Annotated in this window: 18 protein-coding genes; 6 read left to right on the top strand and 12 right to left on the bottom strand. The window is 39.7% G+C overall.

Translation table 11 applies throughout. From position 1 onward, the window contains the following. Positions 1-291 precede the first annotated feature (291 nt). A complete protein-coding gene (locus tag D0T85_RS21205; RefSeq protein WP_163215519.1) occupies positions 292-1,410 on the bottom strand; it encodes a glycoside hydrolase family 88 protein in 1,119 nt (372 codons plus the stop codon). 34 nt (positions 1,411-1,444) lie between these two features. After that, positions 1,445-3,355 (bottom strand): family 43 glycosylhydrolase, encoded by a 1,911-nt coding sequence (locus tag D0T85_RS21200; protein ID WP_163215518.1) that lies wholly within the window; start codon positions 3,353-3,355, stop codon positions 1,445-1,447. A 335-nt stretch (positions 3,356-3,690) separates the two neighbouring features. Here D0T85_RS21200 and D0T85_RS21195 point away from each other — a divergent pair, with 335 nt between their 5' ends. From D0T85_RS21195 to D0T85_RS21170, 6 genes are all read left to right on the top strand, one after another. Continuing rightward, positions 3,691-9,294 carry an alpha-2-macroglobulin gene (locus D0T85_RS21195; RefSeq protein ID WP_370460025.1) on the top strand — a complete coding sequence of 1,868 codons (5,604 nt, stop codon included), beginning with the start codon at positions 3,691-3,693 and terminating at the stop codon, positions 9,292-9,294. A 73-nt stretch (positions 9,295-9,367) separates the two neighbouring features. After that, complete coding sequence (locus tag D0T85_RS21190) at positions 9,368-10,483, top strand: YARHG domain-containing protein (RefSeq protein WP_163215517.1); 1,116 nt, start codon at positions 9,368-9,370, stop codon at positions 10,481-10,483. Positions 10,484-10,494: 11 nt separating this feature from the next. Then, positions 10,495-12,387, top strand: coding sequence for a PEP/pyruvate-binding domain-containing protein (locus D0T85_RS21185; protein WP_203558548.1), 1,893 nt, complete (start codon positions 10,495-10,497; stop codon positions 12,385-12,387). Positions 12,388-12,646: 259 nt separating this feature from the next. After that, positions 12,647-13,108 carry an IS200/IS605 family transposase gene (tnpA, locus tag D0T85_RS21180; RefSeq protein ID WP_163215515.1) on the top strand — a complete coding sequence of 154 codons (462 nt, stop codon included), beginning with the start codon at positions 12,647-12,649 and terminating at the stop codon, positions 13,106-13,108. A 17-nt stretch (positions 13,109-13,125) separates the two neighbouring features. After that, positions 13,126-15,426 carry a penicillin-binding protein 1C gene (gene pbpC, locus D0T85_RS21175; RefSeq protein ID WP_163215514.1) on the top strand — a complete coding sequence of 767 codons (2,301 nt, stop codon included), beginning with the start codon at positions 13,126-13,128 and terminating at the stop codon, positions 15,424-15,426. Positions 15,427-15,463: 37 nt separating this feature from the next. Beyond that, positions 15,464-16,672, top strand: a complete 1,209-nt coding sequence (locus D0T85_RS21170) for an L-serine ammonia-lyase (RefSeq protein ID WP_163215513.1) — start codon at positions 15,464-15,466, stop codon at positions 16,670-16,672. 1 nt (position 16,673) lies between these two features. Here the strand turns inward: D0T85_RS21170 and D0T85_RS21165 are convergent, their stop codons facing one another. From D0T85_RS21165 to D0T85_RS21120, 10 genes are all read right to left on the bottom strand, one after another. After that, positions 16,674-17,441, bottom strand: a complete 768-nt coding sequence (locus D0T85_RS21165) for a WG repeat-containing protein (RefSeq protein WP_163215512.1) — start codon at positions 17,439-17,441, stop codon at positions 16,674-16,676. Between the two features lie 10 nt (positions 17,442-17,451). After that, the gene (locus tag D0T85_RS21160; protein WP_163215511.1) at positions 17,452-17,997 is read right to left on the bottom strand and encodes a DUF4738 domain-containing protein; all 546 of its coding nucleotides are present in this window, start codon (positions 17,995-17,997) and stop codon (positions 17,452-17,454) included. 303 nt (positions 17,998-18,300) lie between these two features. Further along, on the bottom strand, positions 18,301-19,335 hold the full coding sequence (gene galE / locus D0T85_RS21155) for a UDP-glucose 4-epimerase GalE (RefSeq protein WP_163215510.1): 1,035 nt from the start codon (positions 19,333-19,335) through the stop codon (positions 18,301-18,303). A 91-nt stretch (positions 19,336-19,426) separates the two neighbouring features. Further along, positions 19,427-19,999, bottom strand: coding sequence for an electron transport complex subunit RsxA (rsxA, locus tag D0T85_RS21150; RefSeq protein ID WP_163215509.1), 573 nt, complete (start codon positions 19,997-19,999; stop codon positions 19,427-19,429). Positions 20,000-20,066: 67 nt separating this feature from the next. After that, entirely contained in the window at positions 20,067-20,651 is a 585-nt protein-coding gene (rsxE, locus tag D0T85_RS21145) for an electron transport complex subunit RsxE (protein WP_163215508.1), read from the bottom strand. A 19-nt stretch (positions 20,652-20,670) separates the two neighbouring features. Then, a complete protein-coding gene (locus tag D0T85_RS21140) occupies positions 20,671-21,354 on the bottom strand; it encodes an RnfABCDGE type electron transport complex subunit G (protein WP_163215507.1) in 684 nt (227 codons plus the stop codon). Then, positions 21,351-22,343 (bottom strand): RnfABCDGE type electron transport complex subunit D, encoded by a 993-nt coding sequence (locus D0T85_RS21135; RefSeq protein ID WP_163215506.1) that lies wholly within the window; start codon positions 22,341-22,343, stop codon positions 21,351-21,353. The genes D0T85_RS21140 and D0T85_RS21135 overlap by 4 nt, the downstream gene beginning before the upstream one ends. 102 nt (positions 22,344-22,445) lie before the next feature. Then, complete coding sequence (rsxC, locus tag D0T85_RS21130; RefSeq protein ID WP_163215505.1) at positions 22,446-23,774, bottom strand: electron transport complex subunit RsxC; 1,329 nt, start codon at positions 23,772-23,774, stop codon at positions 22,446-22,448. 101 nt (positions 23,775-23,875) lie between these two features. Further along, the gene (locus D0T85_RS21125) at positions 23,876-24,742 is read right to left on the bottom strand and encodes a Fe-S cluster domain-containing protein (protein ID WP_163215504.1); all 867 of its coding nucleotides are present in this window, start codon (positions 24,740-24,742) and stop codon (positions 23,876-23,878) included. A gap of 4 nt (positions 24,743-24,746) precedes the next feature. Beyond that, positions 24,747-25,166 (bottom strand): SoxR reducing system RseC family protein, encoded by a 420-nt coding sequence (locus tag D0T85_RS21120; protein WP_163215503.1) that lies wholly within the window; start codon positions 25,164-25,166, stop codon positions 24,747-24,749. Positions 25,167-25,654: the final 488 nt, after the last annotated feature.

Below are 25,654 nucleotides of genomic sequence, written 5' to 3'. Positions count from 1 at the left end.
AAAAATAGATAAAAAATCCCTTTGAGTTTTAAAAAAACAGTCATTCTTTGATCAAGAACAAAGAAAATACAAAATAGGCGGCAAAGCGGAGACGCTTACTTTCAAAAATGGTAATATATCTTTCTAGTTATTCTATTCGGAATAATAAATTTTGCTATATAGACGAGCACCTCTGATCTATATAGCAAATGACTCTCCGTCTATATAGCAAACGGTTGCTCGTCTATATAGCACGAAACCTCTCGTCTATATAGCTTGGCGGAACTTCTAAGTTTTTAATCGGAAAAATCTTTATTGCAATTTATAACGCACCATTTCACAAGCCGCCAGCAAAAACGCTCCTACTCCAAAATCAGCAGTTGAGTTTACATCAACTACCTGTCCGGGAATAGCTCTTTCACCTATTGGTTGTACATAACCAACCTTTCCATCGGGCTGAAGAGCCACAGTTGAAAGATACTTCCAGGCTTTATCAATTATGGGTTTATATGTTTCTTTATCCAGGAATCCATTGTTTACCCCCCATGCAAGTCCATAGGTAAAGAATGCTGTACCACTGGTTTCCGGTCCCGGCGCATGTTCAGGATCGAGCATACTGCGTGTCCAGTAACCTTCGGGTTGCTGACTAGCGGCTACTGCCTTTGCCATTGTGCGAAATCTTTCGATATACATATTCCGGTACTGATCCGTTTGTGGAAGATCATTTAATACTCTGGCAAAAGCTGCTAATACCCAACCATCACCACGAGCCCAGAAATCTTTCATTCCGTTTGCCGATTTGTGTTTAGGATACACATATTTAGCATCCCGGTAATACAATCCGGCTTCTTCATCGAACATTATACTGTCGGCATACATCAGGTATTCGTGAAGTTTTTTCAGGTAAAGAGGATTTTGGGTTATTTTATGTAAACGGGTCATTACAGGCATCACCATATAAAGCCCGTCGGCCCACCACCAGTAATCGTTGTTTTCGGTACTCATTTGATATTCCATCACCTCACGGGCACGTGCAATTTTAAACTCAGCCGGCTCAACAGTGTACAAATCGGCATATACTTGGAAACATGTTTGATAATCTCCAAACAACACATGTTCATTGGTTTCTCCGTAACTGTATTTCCATTCGTCTTTATTGTCAGAGTTTGCACCTTTCCATTCATTGTGTTCGGCCCAAGCTGTTGAATATGTTAAATACTCCGGTTTCTTTGTCAGCAGCCAGGCTTCCATATTCCCTGTATGATAGGCTGCCCTATGCCAAAAAGAGTTTTCGTGCTCCGGATGGGCTGATTGCCAATGAGAGTTTACCTTATGGATAATTTCGATAATCTCATCAGCTTCATTCTTCTGATTACATGAGATAAATAAAAATACGGATAATAGGGTTATTCCCCAAATGGATGTTTTCATATTTAGTAATTATATATTATTCTTTTATCGATTATTAATACACCGGACTCCACTCGTTTTCCCATTTTACATAGGGAGTACCATTTCCATCAAACCGGATTGGTAACCAGATATAGCGGGCATCAATCGGATTCCGTGGGCGCCAAATATCTGCCACAAATATGTATTCGTATTTTCCACCCGGAATGGTAAGGATATACGTACTTTGTCCACCAAAAGTAAGCTGAGCATTTTCACCTAGACATGGATTTGCATATTGTTTCCAAGGGCCCCAAATAGATGGTGCCGAAAACATACGGGCTTCGTTAGGATCCCAACCGGTACATCCGGAAGTTATCATCCAGTAAGTACCATCTTTCTTAAATATTGCCGGTGCCTCATTGTGCCCTCCGGGGAAGATACGAGTGTATTTACCTGTATGACTTTGGTAATCGTCGGTTAGTTCGGCAATATGGAGTGTAAGGTTCTCTTCCGACGAATAAATATGGTAAGCCTTATCGTCATCATCAACAAAAAGAGTCATATCGCGCGACATTTGTCCGCTTTCCAGATCACGTTGTACAAACAAGCCCTGGTTTATTGCTTTGTACCATTGGGGTGTCCACCATTTAGAGGTAAGAGAGGTGTCTGGCTGAGCTGCCCGATCTTCTTCGCTCATATCAAACGGATAGATTCCGGGATTTACCCGTGTTGAACGGATATAAGTATAAGGTCCTACAGGTGTATCGCTTACAGCTAATGCTGCACGTGCAGCCGAGTATCCTTTTCCTTTGAGTTCAAGATGAAACCACATCACAAACTTCCCTGTTTTTTTATTATAAATTACTTTGGGTCGTTCAATTACACTACCACGAACAATGTCGCTGTTTTCATTATCGGATACTGGAAGTGCTACCCCTTCGTACTTCCAGTTACAAAGATCGGTCGATGAGTAGCAGGTTACCCCTACCATTGCAGCACTGGTCTTTTCGCTTTTATGTTCGCCAAACCAATAGTATTTCCCGTCATGAAAAAGAACTCCGCCACCATGTGCATTAATATGCTCACCACGATCATCGGGCCAGATCTCTCCCGAACGAATGGTTTGTTTTTTCTGGTAAACACGTACATAATCTATTTCGTATTTCATGGGGAAAGCATTCACATCGGGGTCGCCACCATGTTGTCCGCCTATAGCCAAATTCAGTAATAAATAATGTGGTTGACGAAAAGGGTTGGTTCCCTGCCCAATGCTTCCGTTAATAGTTTCACTGAGTAGTGTTTCGTTAATCAATTCATCATCCAGGTAAAGCCGGATAGCTGTTTCGTCCCAATCCATACGCCAGATATGAAATTTAGATGCCCATTCAGGATCTTTATCCGTAAAGTTTGTGAACGGAACGGTTTGTGAATCCCACTTTGCATGATAGGGTTGATCCGTTCCCCATGCTGTATTTGCCAATATGTGTGGAACATTATTAATACGATAATACTCCATTATATCTATTTCGCCATTCGAAGGCCAAGGCATATTCTTACCTAAGGTCCAGATAGCCGGCCAGGCCCCACCTGCTATTGGAATACGCGCTTTTACCTCAAAGCGGCCATATAGAAATTCTTTCTTTCCTACTGTTTTTATCGAAGCAGAGGTGTATTCTATGTTTTTACGGATTGAACGCCAATCTTTTGCTCCTTTTTTATAGAGAGGATTCTTCGATTTCTCTTTTCTGGCTTCAATTACCAGCATTCCATTTTCAACATAGGCATTGTTTGGCTGATACCATTGTAACTCTTCGTTACGTGCAAAGCCTTTTTCATAACTCCACGAATTTTTATCGGGTGGACCAGTATAATCGAATTCATCACTCCATACAAGTTCCCACTCTTGTGCTGCCACATTTATGGGCATACACAAAATCAATAATAAAATAATGTTCCTGAAATTAACTAATGTTTTACCTTTCATAATAGTTCTAGGATTTTGTTATTCTCCATGGTTATAGTTTGCTAGCAAAAATAACATCGCTTACCGGATAAAAAGGCGAAAAATCAGTCATTGATATCATAATTATAGTTCACGAAGCAGAAAAAAAGGAGGTAGAGTGAGGTAAAGTGAGGTAAAGGAGGTAGAGTAGAGCGATGCCGCATGGATTCTACTTTACCTCCTTTACCTCACTTTATCTCCTTTACCTCCTTCTACATTAATATTTATTTTATAATTCTATCCTTTTTTTGAAGAATGTACTATCTTTGTTTGCTGAACAAATGAGCTTTTTGAATTCCCTACAAAAAATATTTAATATGGCGAAACCTAAATTAAATTGCTGTATCGGTGTTTTTTTACTGATAGCAATGTTATTTGTGAATTATTCCTGCGAAGAAAAAACTGCTGAAGACATTGTTCCCTCTTCCGAATTCGCTGCGTATGTAAATGCTTATACGGGTGGAGTTATCTCCCAAGGATCATCTATCCGTGTAGAGTTAACACAGGATTTACCTGTAGTTGAGTTAAATACCGAACTAAAGGATAATCCTTTTAGTTTTTCGCCATCACTCAAAGGAAAAGCCTTTTGGGTAAGCAACAACACCATTGAATTTGTACCCGAAGAGGGTGCTTTAAAACCCGGAACCCTTTACAAAGCCAATTTTAAACTGGGCGATTATGTGCAGGTTACAAAAGGATTAAACAAATTTCAGTTTACCTTCCGTGTGCTTGAACGCAACTTTGCGATGGATGTAGATGCGATTCATGTAACAGCATCGCACCCCGAATATGCAACTGTTACCGGAAACATTCGTTTCAGTGACGCCGTGAAACAGGAAACTGTAGACAAAATGATTTCGGCAAAAATAGGACGCAGTCAAACCCTTTCTGTCACAACTCAACAAACCGATAATCCGGCAATTTATAAGTTTACTATTAACAATATTAATAAAGAAGCAAAAGAAAGTGAAGTACGTATCTGTGTAAACGGAAAAGTAATTGGAGTTGATACAGAGATATGCAAAACATTGCTAATCCCGGCTAAGGATACCTTTACGTATCTTGCAGCTGAAAGAATACAGCAACCCGAAAACGGTATCCAGATAGTTTTCTCCGAAGCACTTTCTAAAACACAAAACCTGAACGGACTTATTCAGGTTTATGGTGCATCATCGCCTGTATTGCAAGTAGAAGATAATAAGGTGAATGTTTTTTACGAAAATTCGCGCAACGATATTAATATAGATATCCATCAGGGTATTAAAAGTGCAACCGGCAAAACACTCAAAACAAAAACATCCGTATCTTTTAGTCAGGAATATATTAAGCCCGAGGTTAGTTGGGTAAATAATACCGGAACCATTATGCCCGACTCGAAAAAGCTGATTGTTAACTTTAAAGCAGTAAGCCTTTACGCAGTTGATTTAAGTGTAGTACGTATTTTTGAAAACAACGTTTTATCTTTCCTGCAAACCAATGCTTTATCCGGTTCGGAAGAGATACGCCGTTCAGGACGTTTGGTTTATAAAAAAATGCTTCGCCTGGATAACGATCCAACCAAAGACCTTAACAACTGGGAAGAATACTCCATAGACCTAAGCGGAGTCATAGAACAGGAACCCGGTGCTATTTATCGCCTTATGATTTCGTTCAAGCAAGACTACTCAGCCTATCCATGCGACGGTGAAGGAAAGAAACAACTGTCGGACAATGGCACACAGATGACCCGCATTGCTCCGGATTCGGAAGAACTGGACGACTCGGACTGGGATACTCCTTATGCTTATTATTATATGGAAGGTGCCGACTATGACTGGCATCTGTATGATTGGGAGGAGTCTGATAATCCTTGCCACCCAAGTTATTACATGGGGTCTGACCGAAAAATATCCTGTAACGTACTGGCAACCAATCTTGGTGTCATTGCCAAACAGAACTCAGCTAATAAATTGTGGGTTGCTGTAAGTAATATTCTGGATACATCTTCTGTGCCTTCGGCAGATGTGATTGCCTATAACTTCCAGCTTCAACCTATAGGAAACGGAAAAACAGATTCGAACGGTTTTGTTGAAATAGAATGCAAAGGAGTACCGTTTGCATTGGTTGCTTCGCTTGGCAAACAAAAAACATATCTTAAACTAATTGATGGCGAAGACCTTTCGGTTAGTCGTTTCGATGTGGGCGGAAAAGAGATTGCTAAAGGATTAAAAGGCTTCATTTACGGCGAAAGAGGAGTATGGCGTCCGGGTGATACCTTACATATTTCGTTTATGTTGGAAGATGCACAAAACCGCATTCCGGATAAACACCCGGTATCATTTGAACTGTATAATCCACGCGGACAATTCTATACCAAGATGATTTCGGCTAATGGTATAAACGGCCTTTACACCTTCCAGGTGCCAACCAAACAAGACGATCCTACCGGTATGTGGAACGGATATGTAAAAGTAGGGGGCGCTTCTTTCCATAAATCATTCCGTATTGAAACAGTTAAGCCCAACCGCTTAAAAATAAATCTGACAATTCCGGATAATATCGTTAAAGCATCTAATATTGATGCTGGTGTAAAACTATCTTCGACATGGCTTACCGGAGCAACAGCATCGAGTTTGGCTGCAAAAGTAGAAATGTCATTGTCGCGCACAGCAATACAGTTTAAGGATTATAGCCAGTATATCTTTAATAATCCGGCTACCGATTTTAATACTGAGAAAATGGATGTATTTGATGGTAAACTGGATTCGCAAGGCGATGCCTTTTTCCGTATAAAACTTCCTAACGCAAGCAATGCACCGGGAATGTTACAGGCAAACATCACTACCCGTGTTTTTGAACCGGGAGGAGATGCAAGTATTAATACTGTGTCAGTACCGTTCTCTCCATTCAGTTCGTATGTGGGTATCAACCTGAATCAATCCAAATCACGGTATATCGAAACCGATAAAGACCATGTTTTCGATATAGTTACTGTTGATCCTACTGGTAAACTGATGGATCGTTCTAATCTGGAATACAGAGTGTACCGTATTAACTGGTCGTGGTGGTGGGAAAAACGCAACGAGTCGTTCTCATCCTACATCAACAATTCATCTATGGTACCCGAAGCGCAGGGAACTATTTCAACTAAAAATGGTAAAGGACAATTCAGCTTCCGCGTAAACTACCCAAGCTGGGGTCGCTATCTGGTTTATGTTAAAGACAGGATAAGCGGACATGCTACCGGAGGAACCATATATATTGACTGGCCCGATTGGCGTGGACGTTCAAACAAATCGGATCCTAGCGGTGTAACCATGCTTTCTTTCTCTGTTGATAAAGAAAACTATAATGTAGGCGAAACAGTTACTACTATCATTCCGGCTTCGGCAGGAGGCAGGGCACTTGTTACATTAGAAACCGGTTCTGTTGTTCTTCATCGTGAGTGGATTACCGTATCCGAAAAAGATGATACTAAATATCAGTTCAAGGTAACTCCGGAAATGGCACCTAACGTTTATCTGCATATCATGCTGTTGCAACCTCATGAACAAACAGTTAACGACTTGCCTATCCGTATGTACGGCGTAGTACCTGTGTTTGTAACCAATAAGGCAACCGTACTTGAACCACGCATAAAAATGCCTGATGTATTGACACCGGAAAATGAATTTACAGTAACAGTAGACGAAAAAGACGGCAAACCAATGACCTATACACTGGCTATTGTGGATGATGGTTTACTTGATCTTACTAACTTTAAAACACCCGATCCCTGGAACCACTTCTATGCCCGTGAAGCATTAGGCATACGTACATGGGATATGTTTGATGATGTAATAGGAGCTTATGCCGGTTCGTACAGTTCACTGTTCAGTACCGGTGGTGACGAAATGCTGAAACAGGACGATGCCAAAGCAAACCGTTTCCGTCCGGTTGTGAAATTCCTTGGACCATTTAAACTTGATAAAGGCAAGAAAAATACCCATAAGATTACCTTACCAATGTATGTAGGTTCTGTTCGCACAATGATTGTTGCCGGACAGGATGGAGCCTATGGCCGTAGCGAAAAAACAACTCCGGTACGTACTCCACTTATGCTGCTTTCTACCCTACCACGTGTATTAAGTATAGGTGAAGAAATACTGTTGCCGGTTAATGTTTTTGCAATGGAAGATGGCATTAAAAATGTTTCCGTTAATATTGAAACCACACCGAATGTTCAGTTAACAGATGGCAATAAGAAGTCTGTAACCTTTAGTAAGGCAGGCGATCAGCTTGTATATTTCCGTTTGAAATCGGGTGATGTTACAGGTATTGCTAAAATAGACATCACTGCTACATCGGGTAAACATTCAACCAAGGAGTCTATTGAGATAGATGTTCGTAACCCAAATCCTGTAGTAACATTGAACGAAAGTAAACTACTGGGTGCAGGCGAAACCGGAAATCTCTCTTATAAACTGGGTAATGCATCAAAAGAAAGCTGGTTGAAACTGGAAGTATCCCGAATACCATCGGTAGATATTAGCCGCCGTTTCGACTATCTGCATAACTATCAGCATTATTGCTCCGAACAGTTAACATCCAGGGCATTGCCATTACTGTTTGTTTCCCAATTTAAAGAAACAGATACTAAAGAGAAAGAAAATATTAAGAAGAATGTACTGGAAGCTATTAAGCATCTCTATTCCCGTCAACTTTCTAACGGAGGTATTGTGTATTGGCCGGGTAACAGTTCAGCCAACCAATGGATTACTTCCTACTCGGGTATGTTCCTGGTAATGGCGAAAGAAAAAGGATACGAAGTAAACTCCAGTGTATTAAATAAATGGAAGAGCTATCAACGGAATGCAGCCAAAAACTGGTCGCCTGTAGCCAACGATGGCAAGTGGTATTACCGTCAGGATGATTTGGAACAGGCTTACCGACTTTATACCTTAGCCTTGGCCGGCTCACCCGAATTGGGAGCAATGAACAGATTGAAAGAAAAAGCAGATATGTCTATCCAAACCAGATGGCGATTGGCTGCTGCTTATGCACTTATTGGCCAAACCGAAGCAGCCAACAACCTGATATTCAATGTTGCCACAACTGTAGAAGACTATCCTTCCAACAATTATGTGTATGGTTCTTCTAGCCGTGACGAGGCTATGATTCTCGAAGCATTGGTGTTGATGGGTAGAGACAAGGAAGCTTTTGAACAAGCCAAAAAGGTATCTCGAAACCTTAACAGGGAAAATTATTTCAGTACCCAATCTACAGCTTACTCGTTAATGGCAATGGGTAGATTGGCCGAAAAGTTATCGGGTTCGTTTGCTTTTGAATGGAAATTGAACGGTGGAAACAAATCGGATATCAAATCGACTAAGGCTATTTACCAAAACGATCTGCCACTGAATCCGCTTTCAGGAAGTGTAGAACTAAAGAACAAGGGCGAAGGGGCTATTTATGTTGATTTGGTTTCGCGCACACAACTGCTCAACGATACGCTTCCGGCAATGGCCAACAACCTGAAGGTAGAGGTAAGATACACAGATATGTCTGGCAATCCTACTGATATAACCAATTTGAAACAGGGAACCGACTTTATGGCTGTAGTAACTGTTTCGAATATAAATGCTACAATAGATTACAAAGACATAGCACTTACCCACATTATTCCATCTGGTTGGGAGATTTACAACGAACGTATGATTGTAGATGATAGTGCAGAGATAACCGAAGAGGTTAAACAAGATAATTATACCTACCGCGATATCCGCGACGATCGTGTGTTAACATACTTCGACCTGGCTAAAGCCAAGTCAAAGGTGTTCCCAATTCGTTTGCAAGCTACTTATGCAGGTACATTTACATTGCCGGCAATTCAATGCGAAGCCATGTATGATGTGTTGGCACAAGGACGCACAAAAGCGGGTGTGGTAACGGTGACACAATAATTGTAAGCAATCACCCCAAAAGGGGTGATTGCTTATAAATCGTAACTCACCAAGACTCTTTAAGTATAGCATTATGCGAAAAACAGTATTTACATTGATATGCTTCTTTTACCTTCATGCAATAGCCAACGATGGAGCCTACTATGCGAGTGGTAATCATTTAATTCCAATTAATGAAACTGATATCTCCGTTCAAAAGGAGATATTGCAAATCACCCGAAAAAGTGAAAGAACTATTACTGTTGATGTATATTATGAATTTTACAATCCCGGTGCTCAGAAAACAATGACGGTTGGTTTCGAAGCCTTTTCGCCCATGGGCGATGTTGATGGTTCCCCCAAAAATGGTCAGCATCCTTACATGAGCGACTTTACTGTTAACATTAACGATAAACATATTCCACATAATATAGCCTATGTAGAAGATTCTGTTTATGTGAAAGATGGAAAAATAGAATCGCAAACATTGGCAAAGATAAAAGAAGGCATATACAACGAAAACTGTGTAGAGTTCTTTTACGTTTACTACTTTGATGCAACATTCAAACCAGGCGTAAACATTGTAAAACACACATACAAGTATAAACTGTCGGGTTCCGTTGATAAGCTTTATTCTTTCGACTACATTCTTACTGCTGCTAACCGTTGGGCCAACAATCAGATTGATGATTTTACTTTAATCATTGATATGGGAGAGTTTGAAACATTTGATATTGCAAAAACTTTTTTCACTAATGATTATGATTGGGATATAGTTGGTAAAGGTAAAATAGGACATAAATTACTTATTGATGATTGGACTGATGATAATAGCTCTGTTGAATTCCATATTCATCATGGCCCTATTATTTATCGTAAAAAGAATTTTCATCCCGAAAACGAATTGTATTTAAGTGCAACGAATCCATATTTCTATTCCTCTATGATGGATGAAGAGAGTTTATATCTTCCTTTCAGCTATTATATAGATCAGTCAATAATTAAACCACGTGATGAGTTCGAACATAAGATACTGCGAAACCTTCCTTTTGCAAGAAGAGGATATGTATTTAAGGATAAGAAAGTACAAGCATTTTATGAAGAGAATGTAGACTGGTATATGCCCGATCCTGATTATATTCCAAATTCGGAAACTCTTCATGAAGAAGAAAAAGAGTGGCTGAAATATTGCAAAACAATAAGTTTCTAAATCACTATAAAATGCGTACCTACTTCCTTTTAATCTTTTCCTTTTCGGTTGTTTTATTAAATGCTCAGATAGCCCGGAAACCATCGGCAAACTACACTACAGAAAAAACTGATGTAAAAACATCAACTAGTTACTTGTCGGAAATAAAAGAATATAAAGACTTTTATCAACTGGCACGAATCTATAACAAAGGTACTTTACACGAAATACCACATATATTATTTGCCATCGACAGGAATAAGAAGGATGAGGTGTACTATATCAATACGCCACTTTACGAGTTTCATTTACATTTCCTGAATGAGATATTAAACCGCAACTATACCCCTGAAGATTTAAAAAGCTATTATAAAGATGAATCGCGAAGATTTATATTAGGAACCATATCCTACCAATCGCTAATTAAACAATTTACTTATGAGTTTTGGGAAGGAGATAAGTTAACATCCGGCATTCTTGCGTCTGCTCAACAGGCAATAACCAATAGTTTTTCTGCCACCATAGTACTTAAAACCAATGCTACCCAACACGAAGATGCTGCACGGAAAGCATCTGTTAAATATGTAACCCAGGAACAGATAATCAAAGAATATCCTTATATACCGCTCAACACCGGTACAACAAAAGGAAGGATACGAATAGCCGACAATATAGAAGAATTGACAAACATCTCAGAGAACGATATATTGATACTGAAAGAAGTGCCCATCTCTATCCCTACTGTATCGGGGGTAATAACCGAACGTGCATCTACTTTACTGTCTCATGTTAACGTTCTGGCCCGTGCCATGAAAATCCCCAGTCTTTATTTGAAGGATGCTTCGCAGAAATTGAAACCATACGAGGGTAAATATGTAGAACTTAAAGCCACCAATAGCGGCTATACCATACACGAAACCGCAGAGGTAGCCAGAAAGAGTACTAAGAAAACCAGATATTCTGTTAAATCGGACATCCGGCAAAGCAAACTTATTCCGCTATCCGAGATGCGTGAAAAGGATTATATTTACTGTGGTGCAAAAGCGGCAAATCTAGGAGAGATAAAAGCAAAGATGAAGAACATTATAATCCCCGATGGTTTTTCAATACCTTTTGCGCAATACCACACTTTCATGAAACAATATGGTTTCTATAATCAAATCCGTGAAATGGAAAAGAAACCGGAGTTTCAGTCAAATGTCGATATACGTAAAGCCGAACTAGAAAAGCTACGGGCTAAAATAGAGAATACCGTTCTTGATAAAACAACATCTCAATTGTGGGTAGAACAATGGAAGTCTCAGCTTCATGGTAAAGGCGTATTTGTTCGCAGTTCTTCTAACGCCGAAGATTTAAAGAATTTCAGCGGTGCCGGTCTGTTTACAACTGTTCCCAATGTAAAAACCGTTAGTGGTTTAGAAGAGGCTGTGAAGAAAGTATGGGCTTCTGTTTACAATTTCGAAGCCTACGAAAGCCGGAGGTATGCCAATATACCCGATTCGTTGGTTATGATGAGCGTTTTGATTCAACATGCTGCCGACTCCGAGATATCGGGTGTAATGATAACCAAAGACCCTTACGATGCGCAACGGTGGGACCTGATATATATTGCCGCCAAACGCGGTATTGGAATTAAAGTGGTAGAGGGCAAGCGCATAGCTGAACAAGTAATGTATTCCGAAAAAACAAAAGCAGTGCAGATAATCAGCTATTCGGAAGAGAATACCGAGTTGCGGTTGGCACCGGAAGGAGGCGTCAACGAAATACCCTTGACGGAGAAAACAAGGGTAATGTCCGATGAATTGATTGCCAAGCTAGCTGTGCAGGGAAGAAAAATAAAACAATTGTTTAAAGGAGATATGGATATTGAATGGGCAGTAGCTGATGATAAGGTGATTATATTGCAGGCGCGGCCGTATAAATAAAAAACAATCCATTAGTGTGAATCAATTAAAGGTGAATCCCCTATGGGGATTAGATTTTGTATCACAATGTTTTTCTATTGATATGAATGCCCTACGGGCAATAGAATGCGGATTACAGATGTTAGGAACCAATAATTTGTTGCCAAATTACCATAGCATATCTACAGAGATGCCCGTAGGGCATACATATCAATAGAATAACATATTACACAAGAACAAAATCCCCATCGGGGATTCACTGATAATACATATAAAAATAATGGCAAATACCTATACACAAATTTATATTCATTATGTCTTTGCTGTTCAAAATCGTATTGGCTTAATACAAAACCATTGGCGCAACGAACTATATAAATATATAACAGGAGCAATCAGAAATAAAGGGCATAAATTGCTTACTATTGGTGGAGTATCGGATCATATTCACATTCTTGTGAGTATGTCTCCCAAACAATCACCATCTGATTTGATGGCAGATATTAAACGTAGTTCTTCATTATGGATAAACGAGAACCGTTTGGTTATGGGAAAATTTTCGTGGCAGGAAGGGTTTGGTGCCTTCAGTTATGGAAAATCACAAATTCCCGATATCGCATGTTATATTGAAAAACAAGAAGAACATCATAAAAAGCGGACGTTTACAGAAGAGTATATTGAATTTTTGAAATTATTTGATGTTGAATACGATGAGAGGTATGTACTCAAGTCTGTAGAATAAAATAAGCCCCATAAACAATGAAAAAACCAAGCAGAAAAAACATATTCAGATGCATTATTGCAATTCTGCTCATTTGGTATATATTCTGCCTGCCACGTAATCTATTCGATGTACCATATTCTACTGTTGTAACCGATAGAAACGGAGAACTATTAGGCGCCCGTATTGCCGAAGACGGTCAATGGCGCTTCCCATCCCGCAAATCGGTTCCTGACAAATTGAAAACCTGTATTATTGAATTTGAAGACAACTACTACCGTTGGCATTGGGGGGTTAATCCCCTTGCTATTGGCAGAGCAACCATACAGAATATTAAAAAAGGCCGGGTGGTAAGTGGTGGAAGCACCATAACTATGCAAACCATTCGCTTATCAAGGGGGAAAGACCGTACCTGGTACGAAAAAATAATTGAGATGATTTTGGCAACCCGCTTGGAATTCCGTTACTCTAAGAATGAAATTCTTGCCCTATATACCTCACATGCACCCTATGGCGGAAATGTTGTCGGACTGGATGCTGCCGCCTGGCGTTACTTTGGGCACGATGCCGACCAACTATCATGGGCAGAAGCTGCAACATTGGCTGTACTGCCCAATGCGCCATCGGCCATTCACTTGTCGAAAAGCCGGGATGCTTTATTAAAGAAACGCAATAAGCTATTGGAAAAACTTTGCAAGAACGGAACCATTGATACATTAACCTATGAACTGGCTTTAAACGAAGAACTACCCGACGAACCTTTGCCGTTACCACAAACAGCACCTCATTTGGTCGATTATTATTTTGCTTCGCGCAAAGGGCTTGAGTCTGTAACAACTATCGACAAGAGTGTGCAAACACAGATAGAACAACTACTAACCAGATGGAATAGTGAGTTTTCCAGAAGTGATATACGCAACCTGGCCGCACTGGTAATTGATGTAAGAACCAATGAAGTTGTTGCCTATTGCGGTAATGTTAGCTTTGCTGATAAACGGGCAGGAAGTCAGGTAGATATTATCCGTTCGCCCCGAAGTACCGGAAGTATTTTGAAACCTTTTCTTTATTATATAATGCTCAATGAAGGTGAGATACTTCCTAATACATTGCTTCCTGATATTCCTTTAAACATCAACGGGTTTGCACCTCAGAATTTTAATTTGCAATTTGAGGGAGCAGTACCGGCATCGCAGGCAATAGCCCGTTCGTTAAATATACCTACGGTAAATATGCTTCGTCAGCACGGTGTGCCCAAATTTCATTCTTTCCTGAAACAAATGGGGCTCAGTACATTAAACCGAACCTCCTCGCACTACGGATTATCACTGATATTAGGTGGAGGTGAAGCTACTCTTTGGGAGGTTACCGCTGCTTATGCACAAATGGGACGTGCTTTACTGGGAAAGCAGAGAAGCCGTACTTCTTTGCTGCTCTCGAAGACTGACAATCCGCAGATATTGCCCGAAATATTCACTCCCGGTGCAGTATGGCAAACATTTCAATCAATCAAAGAGGTTAACCGTCCTGAAGAGATAGATTGGAGAATTATTCCTTCCATGCAAACCATTGCCTGGAAAACCGGAACCAGTTATGGCTTTCGCGATGCATGGGCAGTTGGAGTAACTCCCCGTTATGCTGTAGGTGTTTGGGTAGGAAATGCAACAGGTGAAGGTAAACCCGGATTGGTTGGAGCCCGTACAGCTGGCCCTGTAATGTTCGATATCTTTAATATCCTGCCTTCATCGCAATGGTTTGATACACCTTATTCCGAATTTACAGAAACTGTAGTTTGTAAACAGTCTGGTCACCTCAAAGGACGGTTTTGTGAGGATACAGATACAGTTATGGTTGTTCCCAACGGATTGAGAACAGTTGCCTGCCCCTATCATCACCAGGTGAACTTAACAGCCGACGAAAAATTCCGTGTATATGAAAATTGTATTGGGCAGGAAGCAACAATACAACGTAACTGGTTAACCTTGCCTCCGGCTTGGGAGTGGTACTACAAACAGCATCATGCCGAATACAAAACTCTCCCGCCATTTAAGATAGGATGTGGTGAAGATACACACAACCCAATGCAATTTATTTATCCCCAGATGAATGCGCAGGTTTATCTACCTAAACAACTTGATGGCAGCCAGGGACAAATGACTTTCGAACTAGTGCACAGCCATTCAAATGCTGTGGTATATTGGCATTTAGATGATGAGTACATTACAGCTACAGAGGACTTTCATAAAATAACGATTCTTCCCTCCGAGGGCAAACACTCTATGACTGTTGTAGATGATGAAGGAAATACTTTATCAGTTACTTTTCAATGTTATGCCAATTAATTGCCTAATTTTGCATCCTGAACTTAAAGCTAAATCAATGAAATCAATAAAAGAATTATATCGCATAGGAACCGGACCTTCAAGCAGCCATACAATGGCCCCACGTAAAGCAGCCGAAATGTTTTTAGAACGTCATCCGGATGCAGCTTCGTTTAAGGTTACTTTATATGGTAGTCTGGCAGCTACCGGTGTAGGCCACATGACGGATGTTGCTATTCTGGACACTCTCACCCCGGCTGCTCCAACCGAAATTATCTGGCAACCTAAGGTTTTTCTTCCTTTTCATCCCAATGGAATGACATTTGCCGCTTACAATAAAACCAATAAACTTATCGACAACTGGACTGTTTACAGTGTAGGTGGGGGTGCATTATCCGAAGGCGAGAATACTCCATCCATCGAAAGCCCCGATATTTATTCCATGAATAGTATGACAGAGATTCTGCTGTGGTGCGAAAACACAGGTAAAAGTTATTGGGAATACGTAAACGAATGCGAAGAATCTGATATATGGGACTATTTGAATGAAGTATGGAAAACCATGCGCGAAGCTATTCAACGTGGTTTGGAAGCCGAAGGAGTATTGCCTGGCCCACTAAACCTTCGTAGGAAAGCTTACACATATCACATTAAAGCTTCCGGATACAAAAATTCTCTCCGTTCGCGTGGACTGGTGTTTGCGTATGCTTTAGCCGTAAGCGAAGAAAACGCTTCGGGCGGTAAAATTGTAACAGCCCCTACCTGCGGATCGTGCGGAGTGGTTCCTGCAATATTACACCATTTACAAGATAGCCGGGAGTTTAGTGATACCAGAATTCTACGGGCTATGGCAACTGCCGGACTTGTAGGCAATATAGTTAAAACCAATGCTTCTATCTCGGGAGCGGAAGTTGGCTGTCAGGGAGAAGTAGGTGTAGCCTGTGCCATGGCTTCGGCAGCAGCAAATCAATTGTTTGGAGGAAGCCCTGCACAAATTGAATATGCAGCCGAAATGGGGTTGGAACATCATTTGGGTATGACGTGTGACCCTGTATGCGGATTGGTACAAATTCCTTGTATTGAAAGAAATGCAATGGCAGCAGCCCGGGCGTTGGATGCTAATCTATATTCCTCTTTCACAGATGGAATGCACCGTGTATCTTTCGACCGTGTAGTTGAAGTTATGAAGCAAACCGGACACGATTTACCTTCTTTGTATAAAGAAACAAGTGAGGGAGGATTAGCTAAGGATTACAAACAGATGTGACTCATAAAAGATAAATTTCACCCATCATTAAACGAAAGGAGATTTCTTTCCCGTTTCGCAATCCTTTTACAATCATATTTTTGTCCATTGTTAGTTTATCAAACACGCAGAGAATTATCTCTTCGAATTCTGTTGAACTAACAATGCCTTCTTTACCATTGCGGGTTACTTTAAAATAAGAAATGCCGTATTCAATGCTATTCATGAGAACGATAGAGTCGTACACTAAAGGAGTTTGATTATACTCGTTGTATAATCCGTATTTGTTATTCTTTTTTATCCGATAGGTGTGGATATAACGGTCAGTCTCTAAATATGTGAGGTTATCATATTCGCAAGGAAGCAATTCTTTAAAATGTTGATAGTCAACCGTAGTAATACCCCATTTCCCATTTTTTTTGGCTAATATATCTGTCACTTCGAGAGTTTCTACCTGAAAACAAAGAGAATCGTAAACGCAAGGTTGAATAACCCTTCCGGTTTGAACTGACAAGATACCTATTTTTCCATTTTGTATGGCTGTAAGCAAGTTTAGTTCATTCGGTTTTATATCATCGTATATAAGCGGAGCTAATAACAAATTCCCTGTTTCATCCATTAAACCATATTTTTTATCTTTACCCACAATCAAAGTTGCGGCAGGAGTCATTTGTACACTGGTATAAATGGAATCAAGTTTATTGTTGTATTTTTGAGCCAATAACGAAAGGGGCATGAATAAACTCAGAAAAAGTAAAAAGATTCCTTTACTTAAAATATGTTTTTTCATCTTCTATTTATTATTCGTAGAAAAACTCTTCGTCCATTTCTTCTTTCTCCATACTCATCTTTCCTGTTTCGGATACAGTTACCGAAATAGGAAAGAATAAATCTGTTTGCGGATAACTTACACTCACAGCAAATACCAATCCTTGCGGAGTTGCTTTATCAAAAACCATACCTTCGAGCATTGACTTTTTCAGGAACTGAGATCCTACCAAGTATGCAAAATCCTGTTTCGTAAAAGCTTTCTGAAATATTTCCTTGCCATCTTGGGTTATGTGCAAGGTTATCCTGTTATCTATAAATGTATCTCCTACTTCGCTTTCTACCATGGGTAGCACTTCATCCGGAACACGTGTTAGTGATATAGCAAAATTTTTCCCTTTATGTTCAACTATGTTTTCTACTTTAGAAACTTGCATTCGTTGAATACCTTGCGAGTCTGTAATGTTTTCCATCAATACACGGGTGTTATCTTTCTTTCCGTCTTTATTTCCAGAAGAACAAGATACTAAAAATGAAAATACAAATATAGTAGTGATTACAGGAGCGATTCTTTTCATATTATGCTATCCAAAAGTTTTTCAACTCACAAAGAAACAAAAACGAACAGATATGCACAAGTTTAACGGCAATAAAAAACGGTACCACGATTCTCATCGCAGTACCGCCACAACACAAACACAAAATAAAACACGACAAAACTACTATGCAATCAATCTGTTAATGTCGGAGAGACATTTGTAACCATCTCTGTATATTCACATATAGTGCAAATAGTATCAGACTAATTTTACATAGTATAAACAAAAGGTTTTATCCTTTTGTTCTTTGTGTATCGTTAATATTAGTTAATACGATTTCAATTATTGTATACCTCGTTCACGGAGCTTTAATTGCCATGCCCATGCCGAACGAAGTGTATCTTCAATTGTTGCTTCTGCTTTCCAACCTAATTCTTCATTTGCGAAAGCAGGATCAGCCCATACTTGCTCTATATCACCTGCACGTCTGCTAACTATCTGATAATTAAGTTTCACACCGGTAGACTCTTCAAAAATATGGATCAATTCTAAAACAGAAAGGCCACGTCCGGTACCAACATTGAAAATTTCAACCTTTTCTTTTTGCTTGCCGTTCAGTATTCTGTCAATAGCAATTACGTGGGCTTTAGCCAAGTCAACTACATTGATAAAATCGCGAATACATGAACCGTCAGGCGTATTGTAATCATCGCCAAATACACTCAACTTTTCACGGATACCCATAGCTGTTTGAGTGATATAAGGAACAAGGTTTTGAGGCACCCCATTAGGTAATTCACCCAGCAATGCTGTAGGATGTGCACCTATCGGATTGAAATAACGCAGCAGTATTGCATTAATTGGCGATCCGGATGCTACTGTATCCTGAACGATTTCCTCGTTAATCTGTTTGGTGTTTCCATAAGGAGATTCAGCCTTTTTAATAGGAGCTTTCTCGGTTACCGGAAGTACATCAGGTTGACCATAAACAGTACATGAAGAAGAAAAAACAATACCCCCTACCCCATGCTTAGGCATAAGATCGAGCAGATTGATTAAAGATACCAGGTTGTTACGGTAGTACAGCAAAGGTTTTTCAACCGATTCGCCTACTGCTTTGCTGGCTGCAAAATGAATAATAGCTTCTATTCCGGGATATTTGGTAAACAAGGCATCTAACCCTGCATAGTCTAAACAATCCAATTCTTCGAAAGCTGGACGGATTCCTGATACCTTCTCTATATTATCAACAACATCTGCGCTTGAGTTAGAGAGGTTATCAATAATGACCACTTCATATCCTGAATTTTGCAACTCAACAACTGTATGCGAACCAATATATCCGGTTCCACCAGTCACTAATATCTTTTTCTTCATAAACTGATTAGATTACAATTAATTTCACTGCAAAATTATACAATTTATTTCAGAATCAAGAAAAACTAAAATAAACATTTACTTAAAAGGGTTAAACAATACCCGAAAAGCCCATAAATGCCATTGCTAGTAACCCCGCTGTAATAAGTGCGATGGGTGTACCTTCCATTCCTTTTGGTATTTTCACCAAACTCATTTGTTCTCTTAAGCCGGCAAAAAGGATTAATGCCAATGCAAATCCTAATGCTGTAGAAAATGCATATACTACTCCTGTTAAAAGATCATAGTCCTTTTGAATAACAAGAATGGCCACCCCAAGAATACAGCAGTTTGTTGTAATCAACGGAAGAAACACACCTAAAGCCTGATAAAGAGCCGGAGATACTTTCTTCAAAATGATTTCAACCATTTGCACCAATCCGGCAATTACAAGAATAAATGTAATGGTTTGCAAATAACCTAAATTAAATGCATCAAGAACATATTTTTGAATAAGAAATGTAACAATGGTAGCAATAGTAAGTACAAAAGCTACAGCAGCACCCATTCCGGAAGCTGTTTCAACCTTTTTAGATACACCCAGAAAAGGACAGATACCTAAAAACTGCGACAACACAATGTTGTTCACAAAGATTGCTGATATAAATATAATAACGTATTCCATAATTTAGTTGAGAGTTGAGAGTTGAAAGTTGAAAGTTACCATGCGGATTCTTTCTTCTTTTCAACAATCAATTTGATTTTAATTTATTAATAAGAGCTATTAGGTAGCCTAAAGCGATAAATGCACCTGGAGCTAGTACAAACAGTAACATTCCGTATTCTTCCGACAGAATGGTTAAGTTGAATATTTTACCTGTTCCTAAAAACTCACGTGTAGCACCCAACAAGGTAAGAGCAAGGGTAAATCCTAATCCCATTCCTAAACCGTCGAAGAGAGAAGAAACGATATTGTTTTTTGCTGCAAAAGCTTCGGCACGCCCTAATACAATACAGTTTACCACAATCAGAGGAATAAATAGTCCTAATGTAGCATACAAAGCGGGTACATAAGCTTGCATTATCATTTGCAGAAGTGTAACAAAAGAGGCTATTACCACAATGTACGAGGGTATACGCACCATATCAGGAATAAGGTTTTTAATCAGCGATATAACCACATTCGAACATATAAGTACAAACATTGTGGCTAATCCCATTCCCATACCATTAATAGCAGAAGAAGTTGTTCCCAATGTAGGACACATTCCAAGTAGTAGAACAAATACGGGGTTTTCTTTTATTATCCCGTTCATCATTACTTTAAAGTTGTTCATATTGTATTCTCCTTTCCTATTAATTATTGTTAGATTCAGTTGCACCCTCTTCTTTAGCAGTAGCTGCCGTATTTGCATCAGTATTGGCTGCACCGGTTGCCGAAGTATTTACATCTGTATTACCTTTATATGCATTATAGGCTGCATTTACTGCTCTCAAAAAAGTTCGGCTGGTAATTGTTGATGCAGTTATGGCATCAATCTGACCTCCCTGATCTTTATTTACTGCAAGAGGTGTTTTTCCTGGGTTCATACCTGTGATATCACCTTTATTGCCTTTTTTAAACCAAACATCGGCTTTCGAACCTAATCCCGGAGTTTCCGAATGCGAGAGTAACGAATAATCATATATTTTATCTTCCCCATCAAAGCCTACCAGGATTTTAATTTCCCCCGAGAAGCCTATTTGACCGGATTCTACAGCCGTTCCAACCTGTTTACCATCTTTCTTTGCGGGATAAATAATATAGTCTACTATTTTCTTACCGTCTTTCTCGCTAAATAATGTGTCTGCTTCGCTTACGGGATCGTTATCAAATGCAGGAACAACCTTTCTTAAAGCATCGTTCAGTGTTTTAAGATTGGCCAGTGCTATAGGTTCTTTTGTTAACTCATTTACATAAGCCAATAGTCCTACTGCCACAACAGTTACTGTTGTAAGAACCAATAACATATTTTTTAATGATGACTCTAACTTTTTCATTTCTTTTTCGCCACCTCCCCAAAGCGTTTTGGTTTCATATACATATTAATCAATGGTGTGAAAGCATTCATTATCAGAATTGCAAACGACATTCCTTCGGGATAGGCTCCGAATAAACGGATAACCATAGTCAGCAAACCGATACATACGCCATACAATAACATTCCTTTTTTACTCATTGGTGAAGTTACATAGTCGGTAGCCATAAATATTGCTCCCAACATTACCCCACCCGACAATAAATGAATCCATGGAGAAACATATATTTGAGGGTTTACCAAATGCATAATACCTGCAAATACAAAAACTGTTACCAGGATTGAAACCGGAATGTGCCAGGTTATAATTTTCCGCCAAAGCATATAAACTAAACCTATTAATAATGCTAAAACACTTACTTCACCAAGGCATCCTCCATTATTACCCAAGAAAAGGCTTAGCGAATCCGGCAATTTAGCCAAGGCATCAGTTGACCCATGCAGAGCACTCTTCATAAGTGCAAGAGGCGTTGCAGCCGTTTCTACATCTATGTAATATCCCAGTTGTCCAACTACAGGCCAGGTATTCATTTGCACTGGGAACGATAATAAAAGAAACACACGTCCTGCCAATGCCGGGTTGAAAGGGTTATTACCCAACCCCCCGAAAGACATTTTGCCTACTCCAATTGCAAACAATGCACCTAAAATAATAATCCATATTGGAAGATTTGATGGCAGATTGAATGCCAACAATACACCAGTAATGGCTGCCGAACCATCGCAAATGCTTAATGATTCTCTTTTCATTATAAATTTGGAGATAGCCCACTCGAAGAACATACAGGCTATAACCGATACTGCCGTAACAATCAAAGCCCCAAGCCCATAAAAGGCAAGCGAAGCAATGACAGCCGGAATCAAAGCAATCAACACACCATACATATTCTTATTAATGCTATCGCCGCTATGAACATGAGGTGAAAGTGATACTATAAGTTTGTTTTCCATATTTTGTTTTGAGTTTATAAGTTTTTGAGTTTTTAAGTTTTTGAGATTCTAACTTTTCAAGTATTGTAAACTTAAAACTTAAAAACTCAAAAACTTAAAAACTTATTTCCTTGAACGAATCATTGCACCTACTTTACTCTTACCTAAACGGCAATAATCCAGCAATGGCAATTTGGCCGGACATGTAAACTGGCAAGAGCCACATTCAATACAGTCCATAATTCTCTCGGTTTCCATTCTTTCAAAGTCTCCCTTTTCAGCTAAAACAGATAGCAGATAAGGTTCTAATCCCATCGGACATGCGCCCACACATTTTGCACATCTGATACAGCTTTTAGCTTCGGAACGTTTGGCTTCCTTCTTGTTCATGATCAGAATACCCGAACTACCTTTAGCCGTTGGAACATCCATCGAAGTTATGGCTTTTCCCATCATAGGGCCACCACTGATAACCTTTCCGGTATCTTCCGGTAATCCGCCACAAGCATCAATCAGTTGCTGCATAGGTGTACCAATACGTGCCAGAAAGTTAGAAGGTTTCACTACTGATTTTCCGGTTACTGTAATTACACGTTCAAACAAAGGTTTGTTTTTTTGAACAGCCTCGTATACTGCATAAGCTGTACCTACGTTTTGAACTACTGCTCCGGTGGCAATAGGAAGTCCCCCACTAGGCACCTGACGGGAGATAACTGCGTCAATCAATTGTTTTTCGCCTCCCTGCGGGTATTGCACTTTTAAAGGTACAACAGAAATCCCGGCATAGCTTGAAGCAACTTTTGTCATCAACGCAATAGCATCGGGTTTATTATTTTCAATGCCTATAAATGCTTTGTTTACCTTAACGGCTTTCATCAGGATATTGATTCCTACCATTATTTCCTCAGCATGTTCCAACATTAGTTGATGGTCGGCTGTGAGGTATGGTTCGCACTCAACACCATTAATAATAATACATTCGGCTTTAGTACCCGGAGGTGGACTCAGTTTTACATGTGTAGGGAAGCAAGCTCCACCCAATCCCACAATACCGGCATTCGATATCTTTTTTACAATCTCTTCCGAAGATAGGTTACACTCTTTTACCAGTGTAGTACTTTTGTCAATGGATTCTTCCCATTCATCACCTTCAACATCTATAAAAATAGCAGGTTTGGGATAGCCGCTGGCATCTATAATAGAATCTACCTTTGCAACCTTCCCACTAACTGATGAGTGTATAGGCGCCGAAACAAAACCGCCGGCTTCGGCAATCATTGTACCTACCTTCACTATATCGCCTTTTTTCACAACAGGCTTGGCAGGTGCACCAATATGCTGTCCTAACAAAATAACAGCTTTAGCCGGAACATCCGCGATAATAATAGGCTGCTTAGCCGATAGCTTATTATCGTGTGGATGAACTCCACCTATGGAAAATGTTTTCAACATATTTAAGTTTTGAGTTTTGAGTTTAAAGTTCTGATTTTAAATACTACCTATTTGCACATTGGCACATTGGCATATTAGCACATTGGGATATTAGCATATTATCAAGCTTCAGTAGCAGGAGTTTTTTCTGCTTCCTCAACTTTGGGCTTACGCGGTGGGAAGTTTTCTTCAACAATGGTATTCTGCGGACATACTTCAACACACTTGCGACATAGTTTACACTTGTTGTAATCAATATACGCCAGATTGTTTTCTAATGAAATAGCCTCGAACGAACAGGTTTTAACACATTTACCACAACCGATACATCCAACCGAGCATGCCTTGCGGGTTACAGCACCCTTATCTTTATTTACACAAGACACATACACTCTGCGCGATTTCTTTCCTTTGGCACGAAGTTCAATAATGTTTCTCGGACATGCTTTAACACAAGCACCACACGCTGTACATTTATCTTCATTTACTTCGGGTAAACCAGTTTCGGGATTCATGCGAATGGCATCGAACTGACACGATAATACACAGTCGCCACAACCAAGACAACCATAGCTACATCCGGTTTCGCCACCATAAAGGGCCGATGCAATAGCACAACTCGGAGCACCGTCGTACAGGTTTGTTCTTGGACGTTTGTCGCAAGATCCGCTACATTTTACTACGGCCAACATAGGTTCGGCAGTAGTAGCTTCGCGACCCAGTAATGAAGCAATGTTGGTCATTAAATCCGATCCACCAACCGGACATAACATTCCATCCAGTGTATCCGATTTTACACAAGCAGATGCAAAACCACTACACCCCGGATAGCCACAACCTCCACAATTAGCTTGGGGAAGAATTTCATTCACCTGGGCTATACGTGGGTCTTCGTAAACATAAAATTTCTTCGAAGCCACATACAATATAACTGCAATCACAAGTGCAATAGCTCCCAGAGAAAGAACTGCAATAAGGATTAAATTCATGGAATTAGTTATTTAGAGTTTTTATTTTAAATAAGAATTTTCGTTTCAACTGTGTTTTGTTCTTCGATAATATAGTGTAATAGATCACAAGAAGCAGAAAAGAGATTCCAACCGAGAGCAATTCATTATCATTGCTTCCCCACATTATACCAAACAGAGAGATTACTAAAACAAAAAAAGGAATGATAAAAGCCAGTAATACTGCTCGCATTCCCATTGATGTTTCTCCATACACTTCTACTTTATCTCCAACCTGATAAGTTTCGGTAGTGGTAACTTCGATTATTTTTTCTTTGTTGTCGGCAGCGGAACAATGCCCCTTTATGCTACACGAAGCGCATGCAGATGTTTGGACAATTCTCACAAACACATGAGAACCATCAATACTTTCTACTACACCCGGATGAGATATTACGTTAACCATTTTGCAAACTGTACTTTACAAATCGGGGCAAATTTAAACATTATTTGCGAACTAAAAAGGGGTGGTATGTATTTTATAGTGAATAAATTGATCTTTTTATGGTTAATTTTAGGACACCAAGCAAGGAGTGAATCAACAAAAAGATTATGTTAACGCACACATAATAGCGTTTTGTCACAAATAAGCAGTTTGTGTTATCTAATAGAATGGAAAACTATAAAATACTAAGGAATTTGAATAGGGGTGAGAAAGAAGTAGCCCGTTGCTTTAGCTGCAGGATCACAAGATGCCATAATCTATGCATGCCGAAGGTATGCGATCTTGATTATAACCAGCGCATTGTGTGATATTGCGTACCTTTGGCACGCTTGTACATAGGCGCATCATTAACCCGAAGCTAAAGCAACGGGCTACGTGCGCCCCGCATGAGCAGCGCGCACTTGCGTGCAAGCTATTAAAAAGCCGCAAATATACAAATGATTTGTGTT

The sequence above is a fragment of the Bacteroides sp. 519 genome (assembly GCF_010500955.1).
Taxonomy (GTDB): domain Bacteria; phylum Bacteroidota; class Bacteroidia; order Bacteroidales; family Bacteroidaceae; genus Bacteroides.
Note: the sequence above shows the minus strand (reverse complement) of the source record. Positions and strands in the feature narration are given on the sequence as shown.